Raw genomic sequence first — 16,726 nt, forward strand, 5'->3', positions numbered from 1 at the left:
GTCGTCTCGCCGTTGTGCGCTTTGCGGCGCCTCCCACGTACCCGTCTGTTCCGCCGCGGGTGTTGTTCGCCGTTGCGCCTGCGGCGGGCTGGGTTGTGGTGGGTGCGGTGACGGGCCTGCGGGGCCGGTTGTGTGGACTGCTGACGCTTTACGTCCACACAACCGGCCCCTCCGGCCCGTCCCCTCCCGTGAGAGGGGAAGTGAAGGTCGGTGGGGGTGCACGTAATGCCCACGTGCCCGCAGGCAACGGATAGGGCCCGCCCCCAACCAGCTCTTACCTCCCACTCACGGGAGGGGCTGGACCGGAGGACGAAGTCTGGAGGGCCGGCACCGCACCCAAAACACAAACGCCCGCCGCCAGGCGCAACGGCGAACGAGCCCCGCGGCGGGACGGCCAACTACGTGCGGGGCGCCGCAAAGCGCAACGGCGAGCGAGCCCCGTGGCGGGACAGCCAGGTACGTGGGAAGCCAGCCAAGCGCAGCTACACGTACCGCTGAAGGAACAGCGCCTCAGCCAAGGTGAGGCGCCGCAGCTCCTCCGGCGACACGCTCTCGTTCACCGCGTGGATCTGCGCCTCCGGCTCGCTCAGTCCGATGAGGAGGATCTCCGCGTCGGGGTAGAGCCCGGCGAGGGTGTTGCACAGCGGGATGGAGCCACCCATGCCCGAGATCTGCATCTCCGTGCCGTCATAGGCCTCCCGCAGCGCCGCCGCCATCGAGGCGTACGCCGGGCTGCTGGTGTCCGCGCGGAACGGCTGGCCCTGGCCGACCTGCTCCACCGCCACCCGCGCGCCCCACGGAGCGGCGTTCTCCAGATGCGCCGCCAGCAGCTTCGTGGCCGCCGCCGCGTCCGTGCCCGGCGGGACCCGCAGGCTCACCAGGGCCCGCGCCCCGGCATGCACGGACGGGGTGGCGCCGACCACCGGCGGGCAGTCGATGCCCAGCACCGTGACGGCCGGGCGGGCCCAGAGCCGGTCCGCGACCGACCCGTTGCCGATCAGCTCGACGCCGTCCAGGACCTTGGCGTCCCGGCGGAACTCCTCCTCCGGATACTGCAGGCCCTCCCAGGCCGCGTCCCCGGTCAGCCCGTTCACCGTCGTCGAGCCGTCCTCGGCGCGCAGCGAGTCCAGGATCCGGATCAGTGCCGCCAGCGCGTCCGGGGCCGCGCCGCCGAACTGGCCGGAGTGCAGATTGCCCTCCAGGGTGTCGACCTGGACCTGCACCAGGGTCATCCCGCGCAGCGTCGCGGTCACCGTCGGCAGACCGACCCGGAAGTTCCCGGCGTCGCCGATGACGATGGCGTCCGCGGCCAGCAGCTCCGGGTGCGCCTCGGCGTACCGCTCCAGCCCGCCGGTGCCCTGCTCCTCGGAACCCTCCACGATCACCTTGACGTTGACCGGGACCCCGCCGTGCTCCTTCAGCGCGCGCAGCGCCGTCAGATGCATGATCAGGCCGCCCTTGCAGTCCGCGGCGCCGCGGCCGTACCAGCGGCCGTCCCGTTCGGTCAGCTCGAACGGCGGGGAGATCCAGGCGGCCTCGTCCAGCGGCGGCTGCACGTCGTAGTGGGCGTAGAGCAGGACGGTCTTCGCGCCCTCGGGGCCGGGCAGGTAGCCGTAGACGGATCGGGTGCCGTCCGGGGTGTCGAGCAGTGCCACGTCCTGGAAGCCGTCCGCCCGCAGCGCCGCGGCGATCCACTCGGCGGCCGCTTCGCACTCGCTCGGGGGGAACTGGGCCGGATCGGCGACCGACTTGAAGGCCACCAGCTCGGCCAGTTCGGTCCTGGCGCGGGGCTGCAGCGCGGCGACGGTCTGCGCGAGCGGGCTGTCGGACATGGAACGCTCCTTGTGGGCGCGGTGTGTGGGGACCGGCCGCCCGGCCTCGTGAGCCGGCCGGGCCGGACGCAGGGCCCGGTGTCCCGTAGGGGCCCTGCGGGTGTGCATTCCACCGATCTTCCCACAGGCCTCGTGCGCAACAGCGGCCCGTAGGATGCGAGGGCGAACGCAGCCAGGCATCGAATGGGAGCAGAAGCACAGGTGAGCAGCGAGCGGGCAGCCGAGGGCAACCAGCAGGTGTGGGACGTCGTGGTGGTGGGCGCGGGGCCGGCGGGCGCCTCGGCCGCACACGCCGCGGCGTGTACGGGGCGCCGCGTGCTCCTCCTGGAGAAGGCCGATCTGCCGCGCTACAAAACCTGCGGCGGCGGCATCATCGGCCCCTCGCGCGACTCCCTCCCGCCCGGCTTCGACCTGCCGCTGCGCGATCGCGTGCACGCCGTGACGTTCTCGCTGAACGGCCGGCTGAGCCGCACCCGCCGCTCCAAGCACATGCTCTTCGGGCTGATCAACCGCTCTGAGTTCGACGCCCGGCTGGTCGAGTCGGCCAAGGACGCCGGCGCCGTGGTCCGTACCGGCGTCACGGTGTCCCGGGTCGAGCAGCACGGCGCCGAGGTCCCGGACCGCCGTACGGTCGCGGTGGTGCTGGGCGACGGCGAGGTGGTGCTGGCGCGCGCCGTCGTGGGCGCGGACGGCAGCGCCGGGCGGATAGGAGCGCACGTCGGGGTCAAGCTCGACCAGGTCGACCTCGGGCTGGAGGCGGAGATTCCGGTGCCCGAGCCGGTCGCCGAGGACTGGTCGGGCCGAGTGCTCCTCGACTGGGGCCCGCTCCCCGGCAGCTACGGCTGGGTCTTCCCCAAGGGCGACACGCTCACCGTCGGCGTCATCTCGGCGCGCGGCGAGGGCGCGGCGACCAAGCGCTACCTGGAGGACTTCATCGGCCGGCTGGGCCTGGCGGGCTTCGAACCGAGCATCTCCTCGGGCCATCTGACCCGCTGCCGCGCCGATGACTCGCCGCTCTCCCGCGGCCGGGTGCTGGTGTGCGGCGACGCGGCCGGCCTGCTGGAGCCGTGGACCCGGGAGGGCATCTCGTTCGCCCTGCGGTCCGGGCGGCTCGCGGGGAGTGGGCGGTCCGGGTCGCGGAGGCGCACGACGCGGTCGACGCCCGGCGCCAGGCGCTCAATTACGCCTTCGCGATCAAGGCGGGCCTCGGGGTGGAGATGGGCGTGGGCCGGCGCATGCTCCAGGTCTTCTCCCGCCGCCCCGGCCTGATGCACGCCGCGGTCACCGGCTTCCGGCCGGCCTGGCACGCCTTCGCGAAGATCACCCGGGGGACGACCACCCTCGCTGAGATCGTCCGCACGAACGGTGTGGCCCGCCGCGCGCTGGAGGCACTGGACCGGGGATGACGCGGGCCGGCTGAGCCCGTCCTGGGCGGGTGCCCCGGGGTCGGGTGGGATCTCCGGGGGAGTGTGCGGGAGCCCGGGTGGGATTGCCGGGGGAGTGTGCGGGAGCCCGGGTGGGATTGCCGGGGGAGTGTGCGGGGCCCGGGTGGGATCTCCGGGGAGTGTGCGGGGCCCCGGTGGGATCCTCAGGGAGCGTTCCGGGGGGCGGATGGGGTGCCTGGGACACCGTGGCGGGCCGTCTTACGGTTGCGCTGGTCCCGGGGCCGTCGTACGGCTGCGCGCGTCCCGGGGCTGTCGTACGGCTGCGCGTCCCAGGGTCGTCGTACCGCCGCGGTCGTGCCGCGGCATGGGCCCTTCCGGCGCTGCGGCGGTGCCGCCGGCCCGTCGGCCGTTTCCCCGCTGCGGTCGTGTCGCCGGAGCGTGGGCCGTTCCGGCACGCCGTTGGCCGTCGCGCCGCACGCCATGGCGTCGTACGCCGTCACACCGCTCGCCGTCGCGCCGGTCGCCGTCGGACCGCTCGCTGTTGCGTCGTACTCCCGCGGGAGTACGGCCGGCCACTGCGTCCGGCTGGCGCCGTCGCGCCCCGCAGCGGTCTAGCGTTGCGGCATGGAGAACGCACGGGCGCCATGGGCGCGGCGCCGCCTCGGCCCGGCGTGGGAGCGGTGGCTGGCAACCCCGCCCGGCCCCCCGCACGGTCGTCCGGCCGCCCGGCTGCCCTGGCTGTCGACGCTGGTCGTGGCCGTCTTCGTGACCGTCGGCTCCGGCTTCGCCGCGCACCAGCAGCCGGACCGAGCCCCGCTGGACGCGTTCGGGCGCGCACTCCTGGTCGTCGGCGCGGTCCTGTTGCTGTTCCGGCACCGCGCCCCCCGCACCGTCGCCCTCGGCACGGCCGCGGCCACCGCGGCCTACCTCGCCGCCGGTTACCCGTACGGGCCGGTCTTCCTCACGCTCGCCCTCGGCGCCTTCGCCGCGCTCGTCGCCGGGCGCCGCGCGGTCGCCTGGTGTGCGCTGGGCGGGGTGTGGGCCACCCACCTCCTCGTCACCCACTGGCTCTACCGCTGGCTGCCGCCCCCGCACGACGGCCCCGCCCCCTGGGGCGACGAACTCTTCGTCACCGCCTGGGTGGTGGCCGTCGTGGCCCTCTCCGAACTGGTCCGGGTACGCCGTGAGCAGCTCGCCAGGGCCCGGGCCGAGCGGGCCGCCGCGGAACGCCGCCGGGCCGACGAGGAGCGGCTGCGGATCGCCCGCGAGCTGCACGACGTCCTCGCCCACAGCATCTCCGTCATCAACGTCCAGGCGGGCGTCGGCCTGGCGCTGCTGGACCAGGATCCGGAGCAGGCGCGCACCGCGCTGACCACCATCAAGGCGGCGAGCAAGGAAGCGCTCGGCGAGGTCCGCCAGGTGCTCGACACCCTGCGCACCCGGGGTGCCGCGCCGCGCTCCCCGGCCCCCGGGCTGGACCGGCTGCCCGAACTCACCGAGCAGGCCCGGCACGCCGGCCTCGCCGTGGACGTCACCACCGAGGGCACCCCGCGCCCGCTGCCGCCCGGCACCGACCTCGCCGCCTTCCGCATCGTCCAGGAGGCGCTCACCAACATCGTCCGGCATTCCGGTGCGCGCACCGCCCGGCTACGGCTCCGCTACGCGCCCGGGGAACTGGAGATCCGGGTCGACGACGACGGTCCGGCGACCTCCACCGCGGGCGAGCCGAGCGGCGGCGGCGACGGGCTGGTCGGAATGCGGGAGCGGGCCGCGGCACTCGGCGGCACCGTCGAGGCCGGCCCCCGCCCGGACGGCGGCTTCCGCGTCCGGTCCCGCATCCCGCTGCCCGACGCTGCGGCGGAGGGCGCACCCACCACCGGGTCCTCGGCCACCATCGGGTCCTCGGCCACCACCGGGTCCTCGGCCCCCGCCCCGGAACCGGCCCCCACCGAGGAACCGGCCCCCACCGCGTCCCCGGCCCCCGCCCCGGAACCGGCCCCCGCCCCGGAGCCGACTCCGGACCGGAAGCCGACCCGCGCCACCGAGGAGGAGTCGTGATCCGCGTACTGCTCGCCGACGATCAGTTGCTGGTCCGGGCCGGCTTCAAGGTGCTGCTGGACGCCCAGCCCGGTATCGAGGTGGTCGCCGAGGCCGACGACGGGCAGCAGGCGCTGGCCGCGGTCCGTGAACACCGCCCGGACGTCGTCCTGATGGACATCCGGATGCCGGTGCTCGACGGGCTGGCCGCCACCCGGCGGATCACCGAGGACCGGCAACTGGCCGACGTCAAGGTCGTCATGCTGACCACCTTCGAGCTGGACGAGTACGTCTTCGAGGCCATCCGCTCGGGCGCCTCCGGTTTTCTGGTCAAGGACACCGAACCGGACGAACTGCTGCGGGCCGTGCGGGCGGTCGTGGCCGGTGACGCGCTGCTCTCGCCCGGCGTCACCCGCCGGCTGATCGCGGAGTTCGCGGCCCGCTCCAAGGAACCGGCCGCCGCCGACGCCCTGTCCGCGCTGACCGAGCGGGAGCGCGAGGTGATGGCGCTGGTCGGCATCGGCCTCTCCAACGAGGAGATCGCGCGACGCCTGGTCGTCAGCCCACTGACCGCCAAGACCCACGTCAGCCGCACCATGGTCAAACTGGGCGCCCGCGACCGTGCCCAACTCGTCGTGCTGGCCTACGAGTCGGGGCTGGTACGGCCCGGCTGGCTGGGCTGACCGGACGGTCACACGACGTCCCGCGCACTCGGCCGCCCGCCGGTCGCGACGTACGGTCGGCGCGCAACACTCACGTCATCGCGTCACACTCGGCGCGGCTACGGGTGGGCGACATACCCTCCCCTCCCCTCTCAGATGCCCCCCTTCTCGCGCCACAGCTCGGCCAGGGCCTGCTCGCCGGTGACCGTGAGGGCGTCCCACGGCAGGCGGTTCCACAGGGCGAGGTACAGCTCTTCGGCGGGGGCCTCGATCGTGCAGTCGGCGGGCTTGACGTCGGCGGGCGGCTCGTTCACCGGGGCACCCGGGGCCGGGGTCGTACGGATCGCGCGCGGCGGGGCGTCGGAGAGCTGGACGGTCCAGTCGGCGCCGGGCACGTTCGTCGCGCGCACCCGAACCGTCCGTGGGACGTCCGTACGCAGCTTGCTGCGCTCCAGGGAGTGAATGCCCGTCAGGAGTTCGTCTACTCCGTCAGCGGCGAAGGCGGACGGCAGGGGCGTGAGGGAGGCGGCTGCCGCCTGCTGGGCGTCGACGCGGTGCACCGACGTCTCGTGGGCCTGCCGGCGGGCCCAGAACGCCAGCGGGGAGTCCGCCGGCAGGAGCGTCCAGGCCGCCAGATCCCGCGGGGCGCCGTGCAGCGCCAGGACGAGCTGGTGGTGGCCCTCGCGGAGCCAGGGCACGAGTTCGTCGTCGGTCAGCTCCGGTGCCTCCGCGGGCCGTATGGGCTGCTGCAGGCCCTGCGTCACGATCTCCGTCGCCCAGCGGTGGACCCGCCCCACATGGACGACCAGGTCCCGCATCCGCCACTCGGGACAGGCCGGAATGGCCGCGTCCGGGCCGGCTTCCTGGGCGGCGTCGGCGAGCAGGCCGCCGTCCAGACGCAGCGTTTCGACGAACTCAGTGATCTCCATGCCCACGAGTGTGCCAGCCGCCACTGACAACGGACCGGCGCGGGTCCACCGCCCCGAGCAGGGAGGAGGGCATGGCGGGCGCGGTCCACGCACGCGCTCCACCCGGCCGACCGAGGCGCCCACCGGCCGACCGGTGTGCCCACCCGCCGACCGGGATGTCCGCCGGCCGACCGGTGCGCCCGCCGGCCGGAGCCGCGCGGGCCGGGGGAGCTCCTAGCGCCCCGGGCGGTGCGCCCGCCGCGTCGCATACGCGATTCCCGCGGCGACCGCGGCGAGCAGGGCGACCGTCGTGAGGGCGACCGGCAGCGTGCTGGTCTCGGCGAGGAACCCGATGGCGGGCGGGCCGAGCAGCATGCCGCCGTAGCCGACCGTGGAGGCCACCGCGACCCCGTCGGACCCGCCGGCCTCACCGGCCCGGGCGATGGCGATCGGGAAGATGTTGGCGAGCCCGATCCCGGCGACGGCGAAGCCGAGGCACGCGGCCCAGGCGGTGGGGGCCAGCGCGCCGAGCAGCATGCCGGCGGCCGCCGTCGTCCCGCCCGCGATCAGCGACCGGGCGGCCCCGAACCGCTGCACCACCGCGGTCCCCGACAGCCGCCCCGCGGTCATCGCCAGCGCGAACACCGCGTAGCCGGCGGCCGCGAGCCCCGGCCCGGCGGAGAGGTCTTGGGAGAGGTGCAGCGCACCCCAGTCGGCCATCGCGCCCTCCCCGTAGGCGGTGCAGAGCGCGATCAGCCCGAAGACGACGACGAGACGGCGCCCCCGGGACGGGCCGGCGCTCGGCGGGCGGTCCGTGGACGCCGGCAGCCGTTCGGGGACGACGGGGCCGGGTGGGTGTGCAGGACGCGGCCCGCAACGGCCGTCACCAGCAGGCCGATCACCGCGAGCAGCAGCAGGTGCACGGTGGGGGAGAGAGAACCCGCGATCAGGCCTCCCAGGCCCGCACCGAGCATGCCGCCGAGGCTGAAGGCCGCATGGAAGCTCGACATCACGGGGCGGCGCAGTGCCTCGATCAGGTCGACGGCGGCACTGTTCATGGCGACGTTGAGCGAGCCGTAGGCGGCGCCGAAGACCAGCAGGACGAGGCCCAGGGCGGTGGCGGAGTGGGTGAGGGGCGGGAGCACGATGCTCAGCGCCATGGCGGCCCCGGAGGCGGTCGTCACGGCGTGGCTGCCGAACCGGCGGCACAGCCGCCCGGTCAGCATCATGAACGCGACCGCGCCCGCCGACACGCCGAGCAGGGCGAGCCCGAGCGCACCGGCGCCGGCGCCGGTCTGCTGCTTGATCGCGGGGATCCGGACGACCCAGCCGGCGAACAGGAAGCCGTCCATGGCGAAGAACGCGGTGAGGGCGAGGCGGAGTCGGGTCAGGGCGGTGTGGGACGGATCGGAGGGGGACGGGGTCGGGTGACGATCGGCGGTGGCGGGGCCGTGTTGCTTCCTCCAGGCCCACCGTATTTTGTTTAGCGTCGGCACAAAGTCAGAATAGGGGGGTGACCCAGAATCGGACAACCAGGTTGGAGCGGGGCCGTGGCGCCCTCGGACCCGCACTGGAGCTCGTACACACCGGACGCGCGCCCACCCGTGCCGTCCTGACCTCGGAACTCGCCGTGACCCGGGCGACCGCGGGCGCGGTGGCCGCCGAGCTCGAAGCGCTCGGCCTGATCACCGTCGACTCCCGGCCGACCGCCTCGGCCGGCTCTCAAGGGCGCCCGTCCCACCGGCTGTTCGTCAACGAGAACGGCCCGGTGGTGCTCGCCGCACAGATCCACGCCGACGGGTACCGGGTCGCCCTGGTCGGCCTCGGCGGGCGCATCGTGGCGACGACGAGCGGCTGCGGCACCATCCCCGCCGATCCGGCCGTGGTGCTCGCCGAGGCCGTCGCGGCCGGCTCGGACCTGTTGCGTGAGACCGGGCGGCGCTGCCTGGGCGCCGGGTTGGCGGTGCCGTCCGCCGTCGCGGAACCGGACGGCGAGGCCCTCAACCCGCTGCACCTCGCGTGGCCTTCGGGCGCGCCGGTACGCGCACTCTTCCTCCAGGCGCTCGCCGATGCCGGCATCCCCGGCGTCACCGAGGCGATCGGTTTCACCGGCAACGATGTCAACCTCATGGCGCTCGCCGAACACCGGCACGGCGCCGGCCGGGGCGCCCGTGATCTGCTCTGCGTGGCCTCCGGCCACCGGGGCGTCGGCGGGGCGCTGGTGCTCGACGGGCGGCTGCACAGCGGCAGTTCGGGGCTGGCGCTGGAGGTCGGTCATCTGACCGTCAACCCCGAGGGCGCGCCGTGCCACTGCGGCAGCCGCGGCTGCCTGGACGTCGAGGCCGACCCGCTCGCCTTCCTCGTCGCGGCCGGCCGCGAACCGGGCCCCGAGGTCTCGCTGCTCCGGCAGGCCGCCGACCTGATCCGGGACGAGTACGCCGACCCGGGTGTACGCGCCGCCGCCGACCTCCTCGTCGACCGGCTCGGCCTCGGAATCGCCGGTCTCGTCAACATCCTCAACCCCGACCGCATCATCCTCGGCGGGCTGCACCGTTCTCTGCTGGAGGCCGACCCGGAGCGGCTGCGCGCGGTGGTCGCCGACCGCAGCCTGTGGGGCCGCAGCGGCGGCGTACCGATCCTGCCGTGCACCCTCGACTACAACAGCCTGGTGGGCGCGGCGGAACTGGCCTGGCAACCGGTGCTGGACGATCCGCTGGTGGTGCTGGAGCGGTAGCGATCGCGGTATCGGAGCGATCGCGCTACCGCTACCACTACCGCTACCGGTAGCGATCGCGATACCGGTAGCGATCGGGGCATCGGCGGTTTCCCCCCGCAGCGGTCGCGGGGGGCCGCTGCGCGGAGGTGGACCACCAGACCCGCCCACCCGTGGTGCGGAGGTGGACCACCGCACACCGTCCCCCGAGGCGCGGAGGTGGACCACCGCAGACCGTCCCGCCGCGGCGCGGAAGCGGACCACCACATCCCGCCCCCGAGGCACGGAAGTGGACCACCAGACCCGCCCACCCGAGGCGCGGAGATGGACCACAGCAGACCGTCCCGCCGCGGCGCGGAAGCGGAGCACCACATCCCGCCCCCGAGGCACGGAAGTGGACCACCAGACCCGCCCACCCCCCGAAGGGGGGTGGGCGGCGGGGAAAAATCGGGGCGGAAAGAATCGCGGCGGGTAAGCGGGAAGAAACACAGCGGGCAAGCAGGCAAACGGGCAAACGGGCAAGCAAGCAAACGGGCAAGCGAGCAACCGGCAAGAAGCGCAGCGGGCAAGCGGAAAGAATCACCGCGGCCACAATGTCGCCCCCCGCGCCGGAAACCTAAGCCGAGGCCGCAGCCGCCCCCGCCCCCCACTCCGCCGCGAACGCCCGCGCCGGGTTGTCCGTCAGGAAGCGGGTCACCAGGTCGGCGCCCAGGGCGAGTTCGAGCCGGGCCCGGTGGCGGCGCAGCAGATGCGGCATGCCGGGGCCGCCGTCGACCGAGCGGGCGGCGGCCGTCGTGGTGTCCCCGCCGAGCAGGATCCGGTCACCGAAGCCCGCCTCCGCCAGCGCGGCCAGCGCCTCGGGCAGCCGCCAGTCCGTCGCGTGGTGCGCCCGCGACGGCCCGTCGAACGCCAGATACGCGCCCGCCTCGGCGGCCGCCCGGTGGACCACGAGATCGGGCGAGCGGTTGAGGTGCCCGAGGATCACCCGCTCCGGCGGCACCGCCAACTGGCCGCAGAGGAGCTCCAGTACGTCCAGTGCCCCGGTGCCCAGCTCCAGATGGACCCCGATCGCCGCACCCGTCACCCGCTGGGCCTCGGCGGCCGCGGCCATGGTGTACCGGGCGTGTGGGTCCAGCCCGTGGAACCCGCCGGCAACCTTGATCATCCCGGCCCGCGTCCCGGTGCCGCCGATCCCCTCGGTCAGCTCCGTGACGAACAACTCGGCCAGCCCCGGACGGACGCGTTCCACGATCTCCGGTGCGTAGTGCGCCGCCTGGTGCAGCCCGGTGGCGGCGACCACCGTGACCCCCGACTCCCGTGCCAGCCGCGGCAGTTCGGCGGCTCCCCGGCCCATGCCGTACGGCGTCCACTGGATCACCGCGGCGCCGCCGGCCGCCCGGAACGCGGCCAGTTCCGCGGCCGCGGCACCGGCGTCGGCCAGCTCCTGCCCCGGCAGTTGGGGGCTGCGCAGGAACAGGTGGTCGTGTGCGTTGCAGACGCCGAGATCGGCGGGGAGAGGTCACCCAGGACCGTACGGATCGCCGGCCCGCTCACCACTGCCGCCCCGCGCCGAGCCCGGCGATGCCGGGGGCGGACAGATGCAGCACCTGAAAGCGATCGCCCGCGGACGGCGGAACGTCCGTCGCGGCGTCCGCCCAGAGGGTGAAGCGGATCAGCTCCCAGTGCCGCGGATCGAGCGCCACCACGGCGCTGTGCACCCCGTCCGACGAGGCCAACTCCTCCTGCTCGGCGGCCGCCTTCGCCACCACGGTGGCCAGGTCGGCGTCCTCGGGGAGGATTTCGGTCCGCCGTGTGTACGCCCGGGGGACGGCACCGGCCGCCGGGCCGGGCCGGTGGAGGAGCCCCCGCCAGTGCTGGACGACCGGCCGTCCGAAGTCCCGGACCACACCGCGGAACCCGTCGCCCAGCAGGAAGCGGTTCATCGCCTCCGGGGCCGCCCAGAGGTAGAACGGCGCGTACTGGTTGACCGGCGAGCCGTCGACCCCGCGCTCCCGCATCCCGTACGCCTTGAGGCCGAGCCCCTCGTAGCCGTCCAGAAGGTGGCCCTTGGACCTCACTCGCTCCCGGATGATCCCCATGTCGTAGTCCGCGGGCAGGGTGACGGCGTATTGCATGGCGTGCATCGGGGTCTCCAAGGTCTCTGTACGGGCGGGGAGCGGCGGACGGCGGGAGGTCACCGGCCGTCGGTGGCCTGGGTGGGGCCGGGGGCGGCCGGAGCGGGACCGGGGGCGCTCCCGGTGGCCTGGGCCGCGAGCAGGGCCAGGACGCCGCGTACCGCCGCGTCGAACGGCGCCGTGTCGTCGGCCGCCCTGGCCAGGACGTATCCGCCCTGAACGACGGCCGCGACGGTGGCGGCGACGGCTTCCGGGTCGAGTCCCGCGGCCAGCTCGCCGCGGCGCACCCCCTCGGTGAGGACCTCGGCGATCCGTTCCTGGAGCCAGCCGAACATCTCGTCCAACGGGGCCCGCAGTTCGGCGCTACGCACCACGTCGCGGTCCTGTGTCATCCGCCCGATCGGGCAGCCGCGCAGCACCCGCCGCTCGCGCAGCAGATAGGCCGCCACCCGGTCGTACGCCGCACCGGGAGCGGCCAGGCACTCCTCGGCGGCCGCCTTCATGTCCTCGACGGTCCGCCGGATGGCCGCCAGGGCGAGGTCGGACTTGCCGGAGAAGTGGTGGTACATGCTGCCCTGTCCGACGCCGGCCCGCTCCAGGATCGCCTTCGGGCTGGTGCCGACATAGCCGCGCTCCCAGAGGAGCTCCTGGGTGCTGCGCACCAGCCGCTCCTGCGCGCCGAGCCGCTGCTGCCCCGCCGGAGCGGCGGTCGGGTGCTCCTGAGTCTCCATGATCAGGACTGTACATACCAGTAGTTACAGAAATCAAGGAGGGGGGCTTGGGTCGGGAAGGGCGCCTGGGAGTCGCACTGCGACCGGCGGAGCAGCCCCGTCGCCCCCGCGTACTCCCCCCGTGGTACCGGCGAAGCCGCTGGCCGTACGACGACGGGCGACCGCCGGGAGACCAGGCTCGGAAGGGCAACGACACCCGTCCCGCACGGGGGCGGTCCCGTCGTCCCGTCCTCCCGAGGAGCTGATTGCGATGTTCGAGCTGGCCCACCCCTGGTCCGGTGGCGGCCCAGGCCCCTGGATCCTCTTCGTCCCGTTCCTCTGGGCGCTGGCGGTCTTCGGCGTGGTCACCGTGCTGCGCCGCACGATCTGGCGCCACGGCGGACCCGGTCCGCGCTTCGGCGGCGGCCCGCGGTCCGCCGCCCGTACGGGCAGCACCGCCGGCCCCTCCGACGCGGACGTCCCGTCCCCGATCGCCGTACTGGGGCGCCGATTTGCGGCGGGCGAGATCGACGAGGAGGAGTACTGGCGCCGGCTGTCCGTCCTGGAGGAGCACTTCGCCACCGGCGGCCCCAAGGGCGGCGCGGCGTAACACGCCCCGGCGTCTCCGCTCCCACCCCGGACGGCCGGGGGGTCCGGCGCTCGGCGGCCGTCTCGGCCGGGCGCCGGGCCAGTATGGGCCGCCGGGCGGCAGCGAGTTGAGCGCCGTTTCCGCCTTTCCTTCTGGGCAGTTGACGGTTGTCGCCTTGGCCGGATCGGCCGGACGGGCTGGAGCGGCCGGATAGGGCGGAGCGGCAGGACGGGCTGGATCGGGCAGAGCGGCAGGAACGACCGGAACGGCGGCACCGGCCGGAACGGCAGCGCCGGTCGCCCCGGTTCGGAGCCCGCTCGGGCCACTCGGCCTCCGCGGGCCTGCCCCGCGGGCCTGCCCCGTAGGTCAGCCGACCCGCGCGCCCCGTGCGCCCCGTACGCCGCTTCGGGGCGCGGCCTCGGCGGGCGTGCGGGCGGGGTCGCCGTCCAGCGGCAACGAGTCCCAACGGGAGCGGACCGCACGGACCTCCCCGGGTGCGGCGGTCAGGGCCGGAAGGGTGAACCACACGACCTTCCCGCCGCCCTCCGCCCGCATCCCCCAGCTCTCGCTGAGCGCCGCGATCAGCGCCAGGCCGCGACCGCAGGTCTCCCAGTTGCCGGCGGTCCGGATCCGTGGCAGCCGGGGATCGTCGTCGTGCACCGAGACCGTCAACTGGCCGAGGAGGAGGCACAGTTCGACGGTGCAGCGCTTGCTGGGGCTCGCGTGCCGGTGGACGTTGGCGAGGAGTTCGGTCACGCCGAGCGCCACGGGGTCTATCAGGGCGTCGAGATGCCAGCGCCGCAGCTGGGCGGAAACGATTCTTCGCACATGTCCGATGCGTGCCGGAACGGCGTGGAGCTCCACCGTGCAGTGCCTGCTGGGCTGCGTGATCACGACCGCGACTCCCTGATGAGGCCGGGCGCCCCCCGTTCCTGGCAGGGCGAAGATCGGATCCAGCGATGCCCACTGCACCACAGCGTCACCGCTGGTGAACCCTCAGTGATACGAGTCCAGGGTCAGTCAGACGGTGCGCTCCCGCAACCGCACCTCACCGGTCGCGGCGGCGGGTCAGGAACGCGGCGGCCGGGCCGTTTCCAGGGCCTTGAGGAAGAGTTCCGGTGTGTCGAGGGTGAGCGAATAGCGGTGGCCGTTGAGGGTGGCCAGCGCCCGGTCCCGCGCCGCGAACAGCGGTTTGTGAGCCTCGACCGACTGCAGCGGGGCGCTGTCGATCTCCGTGCCGTAGCTGGTCAGCAGCACCAGCCGGCCGTCGCTGATGACCACCTGCCCGGCACGGGTCAGCGACCGCAGCGAGCGCTCGATCCGTACGCCGCTCGCGGTGAACTCCGGCTCCGCCATGGCCGGCACCTCCTCGGTGAGACGGGCGGTTCCCCTCCACCGCCCCTAGTGGGCAGTTTGCCGGGAGGGCGCCCGGCGCACCAGTGCCACTGGTCACCGGGCAGGAGCGCGCTCGATCGGGGACGCCGGCCGCGGCGGTCCGACGCTCACCGGATGCCGGTGTCCCGTCCCCTGTCGCCGGACGATCCATCGGAATCTCCACCGTCAACCCCACCGCCGACTCCACCGTCAACCCCACCGCCAAGGACCCGCCCCAGGGCTGCCTTGGGGTCTCTCAAAGTGATGTTTATGCAGGTGAGAAGGGTGCGACCGATGGCTATAGTCGGAATCAGGCCCGACGTCGTGCGCGGGCTCGCAACCGTCTGAGGAGTGCGCCGGTGAGTACCGCACAGCAGCCCACGAGCCGGCCCGGCGACGCGGTCGCGGCCGAGGCTCCGATGCCGACCGTCGATGTCGACCGCTCGGATCCGGACTACCGTGCCTGGCTGAAAGAAGCCGTACGCAAGGTCCAGGCGGACGCCAACCGCACCGCCGACACCCACCTCCTGCGCTTCCCGCTGCCCGAGAAGTGGGGCATCGACCTCTACCTCAAGGACGAGTCGACGCACCCCACCGGCAGCCTCAAGCACCGACTGGCCCGTTCACTGTTCCTCTACGGGCTGTGCAATGGCTGGATCCGCCCGGGCAAGCCCGTCATCGAGGCGTCCAGCGGCTCCACGGCGGTCTCCGAGGCGTACTTCGCCAAGCTGATCGGCGTCCCCTTCATCGCGGTCATGCCGGCCACGACCAGCCGCGAGAAGACCCGGCTGATCGAGTTCCACGGTGGCCGCTGCCACCTCGTCCAGGACCCGCGGACGGTCTACGAGGTCTCCGCACGCCTCGCGGCGGAGTCCGGCGGCCACTACATGGACCAGTTCACCTACGCCGAACGGGCCACGGACTGGCGCGGCAACAACAACATCGCCGAGTCGATCTACCAGCAGCTGCGGCTGGAGCGGTATCCCGAACCGGCCTGGATCGTGGCCACCGCGGGCACCGGCGGCACCTCCGCGACCATCGCCCGCTACGTCCACTACATGCAGTACGACACCCGGATCTGCGTCCCCGACCCGGAGAACTCCTGTTTCTTCGACGGCTGGCTCACCGGCGACGCCGGAACCGACTGCGCCACCGCCTCCCGCATCGAGGGCATCGGCCGGCCGCGGATGGAACCGAGCTTCGTACCCGGTGCGATAGACCGGATGATGAAGGTCCCGGACGCGGCCAGCATCGCCGCCGTACGTGCCCTGGAGGCGGCGATCGGCCGCAAGGCGGGCGGCTCGACCGGAACGGGGCTGTGGAGCGCCCTGAGGATCGTCGCCGAGATGGTCGCCGAGGGCCGTACGGGATCCGTCGTCACCCTCCTCTGTGACCCCGGCGACCGCTACCTCGACAAGTACTACTCCGACGACTGGCTGGCCGCCCAGGGCCTGGACATCACGCCCTACGCGCGCACCCTCGACGCGTTCCTGGCCACGGGGCGCTGGCCTGACTGAGGCCAGCGCGGGGCGCGCCTCCTGAGTCCACTTCGGGGTGAGGGGGCGGGGTGACGAGGGGCTAGGGGCGAGGGGCGGCACGAGGTCGACGGTGAGGGCACGGTGCCGACGTCGGCTATGGGAATGAAGTCCGCCACGCCCCGCTGACGTCCGCCACGCCGCTGACGTCCGCCACGGCGCCGACGTCGGCTACGGGCGGGCCAGGCGGCGGTCCAGTGCCCGCGCCGACTCCCGGAAGGCCCGGCCCAGTCCGGGCCTGGCCAGCGCCATCACCCAGCGGAACGGAGCCGGGCCGTCCGTCGCGAACGTCCACCGCACACGGGTGCCGCCGCCCGCCGGTGTCAGCCGCCAGTCCTCCAACAGGGCTCCCAAACCAGGGGCGTTGGTGGTGTCGACGCGGTAGGCGTAGTGCTCGTCCGGTTCGGCGGCCAGTACCGTCTCGGTGAAACGGGTACCTCCCGTGAGCCGCACCTCGCGGCCCCGGCCGTCGTGCGTCGACGTCGCCCATGCCACCCCCGTGAACCAGGAGGACCACCCGGCCACATCGTCCGCGAGCGCCGCATAGACCGCCTGGGGCGGCGCGGCGACCTCTCCGGTGAACACCAGCCGCAGCGGTGCGGACTCGACGAAGTCCAGCTCGACGGCGCGGAGTCGGCGTGCCATGGACGAGCACCCCCTGGGAGATGGGCCGGGCGGACGGGCGGGTCGGGTGGGATGAAACGGGCGTGACGGGCGTGACGGGGCGGCACGGTGCGGGTGATGGTGGGCGAGGTGACGGGGACGTACACGGTACTTGACGCCCCGTCAGGTGAACAGTCTTTCGCCGCCCCGGACCGCACCGCAGTCGTCAGAGGTCTCCGTCCG

At 73.9% G+C, this 16,726-nt stretch carries 12 protein-coding genes and 3 pseudogenes; 6 read left to right on the forward strand and 9 right to left on the reverse strand.

Translation table 11 applies throughout. From position 1 onward, the window contains the following. Positions 1-482: 482 nt before the first annotated feature. Positions 483-1,832, reverse strand: a complete 1,350-nt coding sequence (locus tag OJ254_RS21610) for a dipeptidase (RefSeq protein WP_265363647.1) — start codon at positions 1,830-1,832, stop codon at positions 483-485. 183 nt (positions 1,833-2,015) lie between these two features. Between OJ254_RS21610 and OJ254_RS21615 the strand changes: the two are divergent. The 3 genes and pseudogenes from OJ254_RS21615 (at position 2,016) to OJ254_RS21625 (ending at position 5,937) form a co-directional block, all read left to right on the forward strand. Then, a pseudogene (locus OJ254_RS21615) lies at positions 2,016-3,238 on the forward strand (geranylgeranyl reductase family protein). Positions 3,239-3,841: 603 nt separating this feature from the next. Next, a complete protein-coding gene (locus tag OJ254_RS21620; RefSeq protein WP_265363648.1) occupies positions 3,842-5,275 on the forward strand; it encodes a sensor histidine kinase in 1,434 nt (477 codons plus the stop codon). Beyond that, positions 5,272-5,937 carry a response regulator transcription factor gene (locus tag OJ254_RS21625; RefSeq protein WP_265363649.1) on the forward strand — a complete coding sequence of 222 codons (666 nt, stop codon included), beginning with the start codon at positions 5,272-5,274 and terminating at the stop codon, positions 5,935-5,937. Before OJ254_RS21620 ends, OJ254_RS21625 begins: the two co-directional genes overlap by 4 nt. 131 nt (positions 5,938-6,068) lie before the next feature. Here OJ254_RS21625 and OJ254_RS21630 read toward each other — a convergent pair whose 3' ends face one another. Both OJ254_RS21630 and OJ254_RS21635 read right to left on the reverse strand, forming a co-directional pair. Next, a complete protein-coding gene (locus OJ254_RS21630) occupies positions 6,069-6,845 on the reverse strand; it encodes a maleylpyruvate isomerase family mycothiol-dependent enzyme (protein ID WP_265363650.1) in 777 nt (258 codons plus the stop codon). Positions 6,846-7,058: 213 nt separating this feature from the next. After that, a pseudogene (locus OJ254_RS21635) lies at positions 7,059-8,320 on the reverse strand (MFS transporter). A gap of 17 nt (positions 8,321-8,337) precedes the next feature. On the opposite strand from OJ254_RS21635, the gene OJ254_RS21640 reads away from it, so the two are divergent. Continuing rightward, positions 8,338-9,558, forward strand: a complete 1,221-nt coding sequence (locus tag OJ254_RS21640; protein WP_265363651.1) for an ROK family protein — start codon at positions 8,338-8,340, stop codon at positions 9,556-9,558. A 595-nt stretch (positions 9,559-10,153) separates the two neighbouring features. Here the strand turns inward: OJ254_RS21640 and OJ254_RS21645 are convergent. From OJ254_RS21645 to OJ254_RS21655, 3 genes and pseudogenes are all read right to left on the reverse strand, one after another. Continuing rightward, positions 10,154-11,094 (reverse strand): annotated as a pseudogene (locus OJ254_RS21645) (phosphotriesterase family protein). Then, on the reverse strand, positions 11,088-11,681 hold the full coding sequence (locus tag OJ254_RS21650; protein WP_265363652.1) for a DUF4865 family protein: 594 nt from the start codon (positions 11,679-11,681) through the stop codon (positions 11,088-11,090). Before OJ254_RS21650 ends, OJ254_RS21645 begins: the two are co-directional and overlap by 7 nt. A gap of 50 nt (positions 11,682-11,731) precedes the next feature. Then, positions 11,732-12,403, reverse strand: a complete 672-nt coding sequence (locus tag OJ254_RS21655) for a TetR/AcrR family transcriptional regulator (protein ID WP_265363653.1) — start codon at positions 12,401-12,403, stop codon at positions 11,732-11,734. A 250-nt stretch (positions 12,404-12,653) separates the two neighbouring features. Here OJ254_RS21655 and OJ254_RS21660 point away from each other — a divergent pair, with 250 nt between their 5' ends. Continuing rightward, the gene (locus tag OJ254_RS21660) at positions 12,654-12,992 is read left to right on the forward strand and encodes an SHOCT domain-containing protein (protein ID WP_265363654.1); all 339 of its coding nucleotides are present in this window, start codon (positions 12,654-12,656) and stop codon (positions 12,990-12,992) included. Positions 12,993-13,337: 345 nt separating this feature from the next. Here the strand turns inward: OJ254_RS21660 and OJ254_RS21665 are convergent, their stop codons facing one another. After that, a complete protein-coding gene (locus OJ254_RS21665) occupies positions 13,338-13,865 on the reverse strand; it encodes an ATP-binding protein (RefSeq protein ID WP_265363655.1) in 528 nt (175 codons plus the stop codon). 174 nt (positions 13,866-14,039) lie between these two features. Then, positions 14,040-14,327 carry a hypothetical protein gene (locus tag OJ254_RS21670; RefSeq protein WP_265363656.1) on the reverse strand — a complete coding sequence of 96 codons (288 nt, stop codon included), beginning with the start codon at positions 14,325-14,327 and terminating at the stop codon, positions 14,040-14,042. A gap of 437 nt (positions 14,328-14,764) precedes the next feature. Between OJ254_RS21670 and cds1 the strand changes: the two genes are divergently transcribed. Then, positions 14,765-15,862, forward strand: a complete 1,098-nt coding sequence (gene cds1, locus OJ254_RS21675) for an L-cysteine desulfhydrase Cds1 (protein WP_265365256.1) — start codon at positions 14,765-14,767, stop codon at positions 15,860-15,862. A gap of 189 nt (positions 15,863-16,051) precedes the next feature. On the opposite strand, the gene OJ254_RS21680 is transcribed toward cds1, so the two are convergent. Then, on the reverse strand, positions 16,052-16,525 hold the full coding sequence (locus OJ254_RS21680) for an SRPBCC family protein (RefSeq protein ID WP_265363657.1): 474 nt from the start codon (positions 16,523-16,525) through the stop codon (positions 16,052-16,054). Positions 16,526-16,726: the final 201 nt, after the last annotated feature.

This window comes from Streptomyces endophytica (assembly GCF_026153355.1).
GTDB classification, from domain to species: Bacteria; Actinomycetota; Actinomycetes; order Streptomycetales; family Streptomycetaceae; genus Streptomyces; species Streptomyces endophytica.

Excerpts from the sequence above, each read along its gene's own strand:
- OJ254_RS21610 (WP_265363647.1), bottom strand. The coding sequence starts at position 1,832 with ATGTCCGACAGCCCGCTCGCGCAGACCGTCGCCGCGCTGCAGCCCCGC.
- OJ254_RS21620 (WP_265363648.1), top strand. The coding sequence starts at position 3,842 with ATGGAGAACGCACGGGCGCCATGGGCGCGGCGCCGCCTCGGCCCGGCG.
- OJ254_RS21630 (WP_265363650.1), bottom strand. The coding sequence starts at position 6,845 with ATGGAGATCACTGAGTTCGTCGAAACGCTGCGTCTGGACGGCGGCCTG.
- OJ254_RS21650 (WP_265363652.1), bottom strand. The coding sequence starts at position 11,681 with ATGCACGCCATGCAATACGCCGTCACCCTGCCCGCGGACTACGACATG.
- OJ254_RS21655 (WP_265363653.1), bottom strand. The coding sequence starts at position 12,403 with ATGGAGACTCAGGAGCACCCGACCGCCGCTCCGGCGGGGCAGCAGCGG.
- OJ254_RS21660 (WP_265363654.1), top strand. The coding sequence starts at position 12,654 with ATGTTCGAGCTGGCCCACCCCTGGTCCGGTGGCGGCCCAGGCCCCTGG.
- OJ254_RS21670 (WP_265363656.1), bottom strand. The coding sequence starts at position 14,327 with ATGGCGGAGCCGGAGTTCACCGCGAGCGGCGTACGGATCGAGCGCTCG.
- cds1 (WP_265365256.1), top strand. The coding sequence starts at position 14,765 with ATGCCGACCGTCGATGTCGACCGCTCGGATCCGGACTACCGTGCCTGG.
- OJ254_RS21680 (WP_265363657.1), bottom strand. The coding sequence starts at position 16,525 with ATGGCACGCCGACTCCGCGCCGTCGAGCTGGACTTCGTCGAGTCCGCA.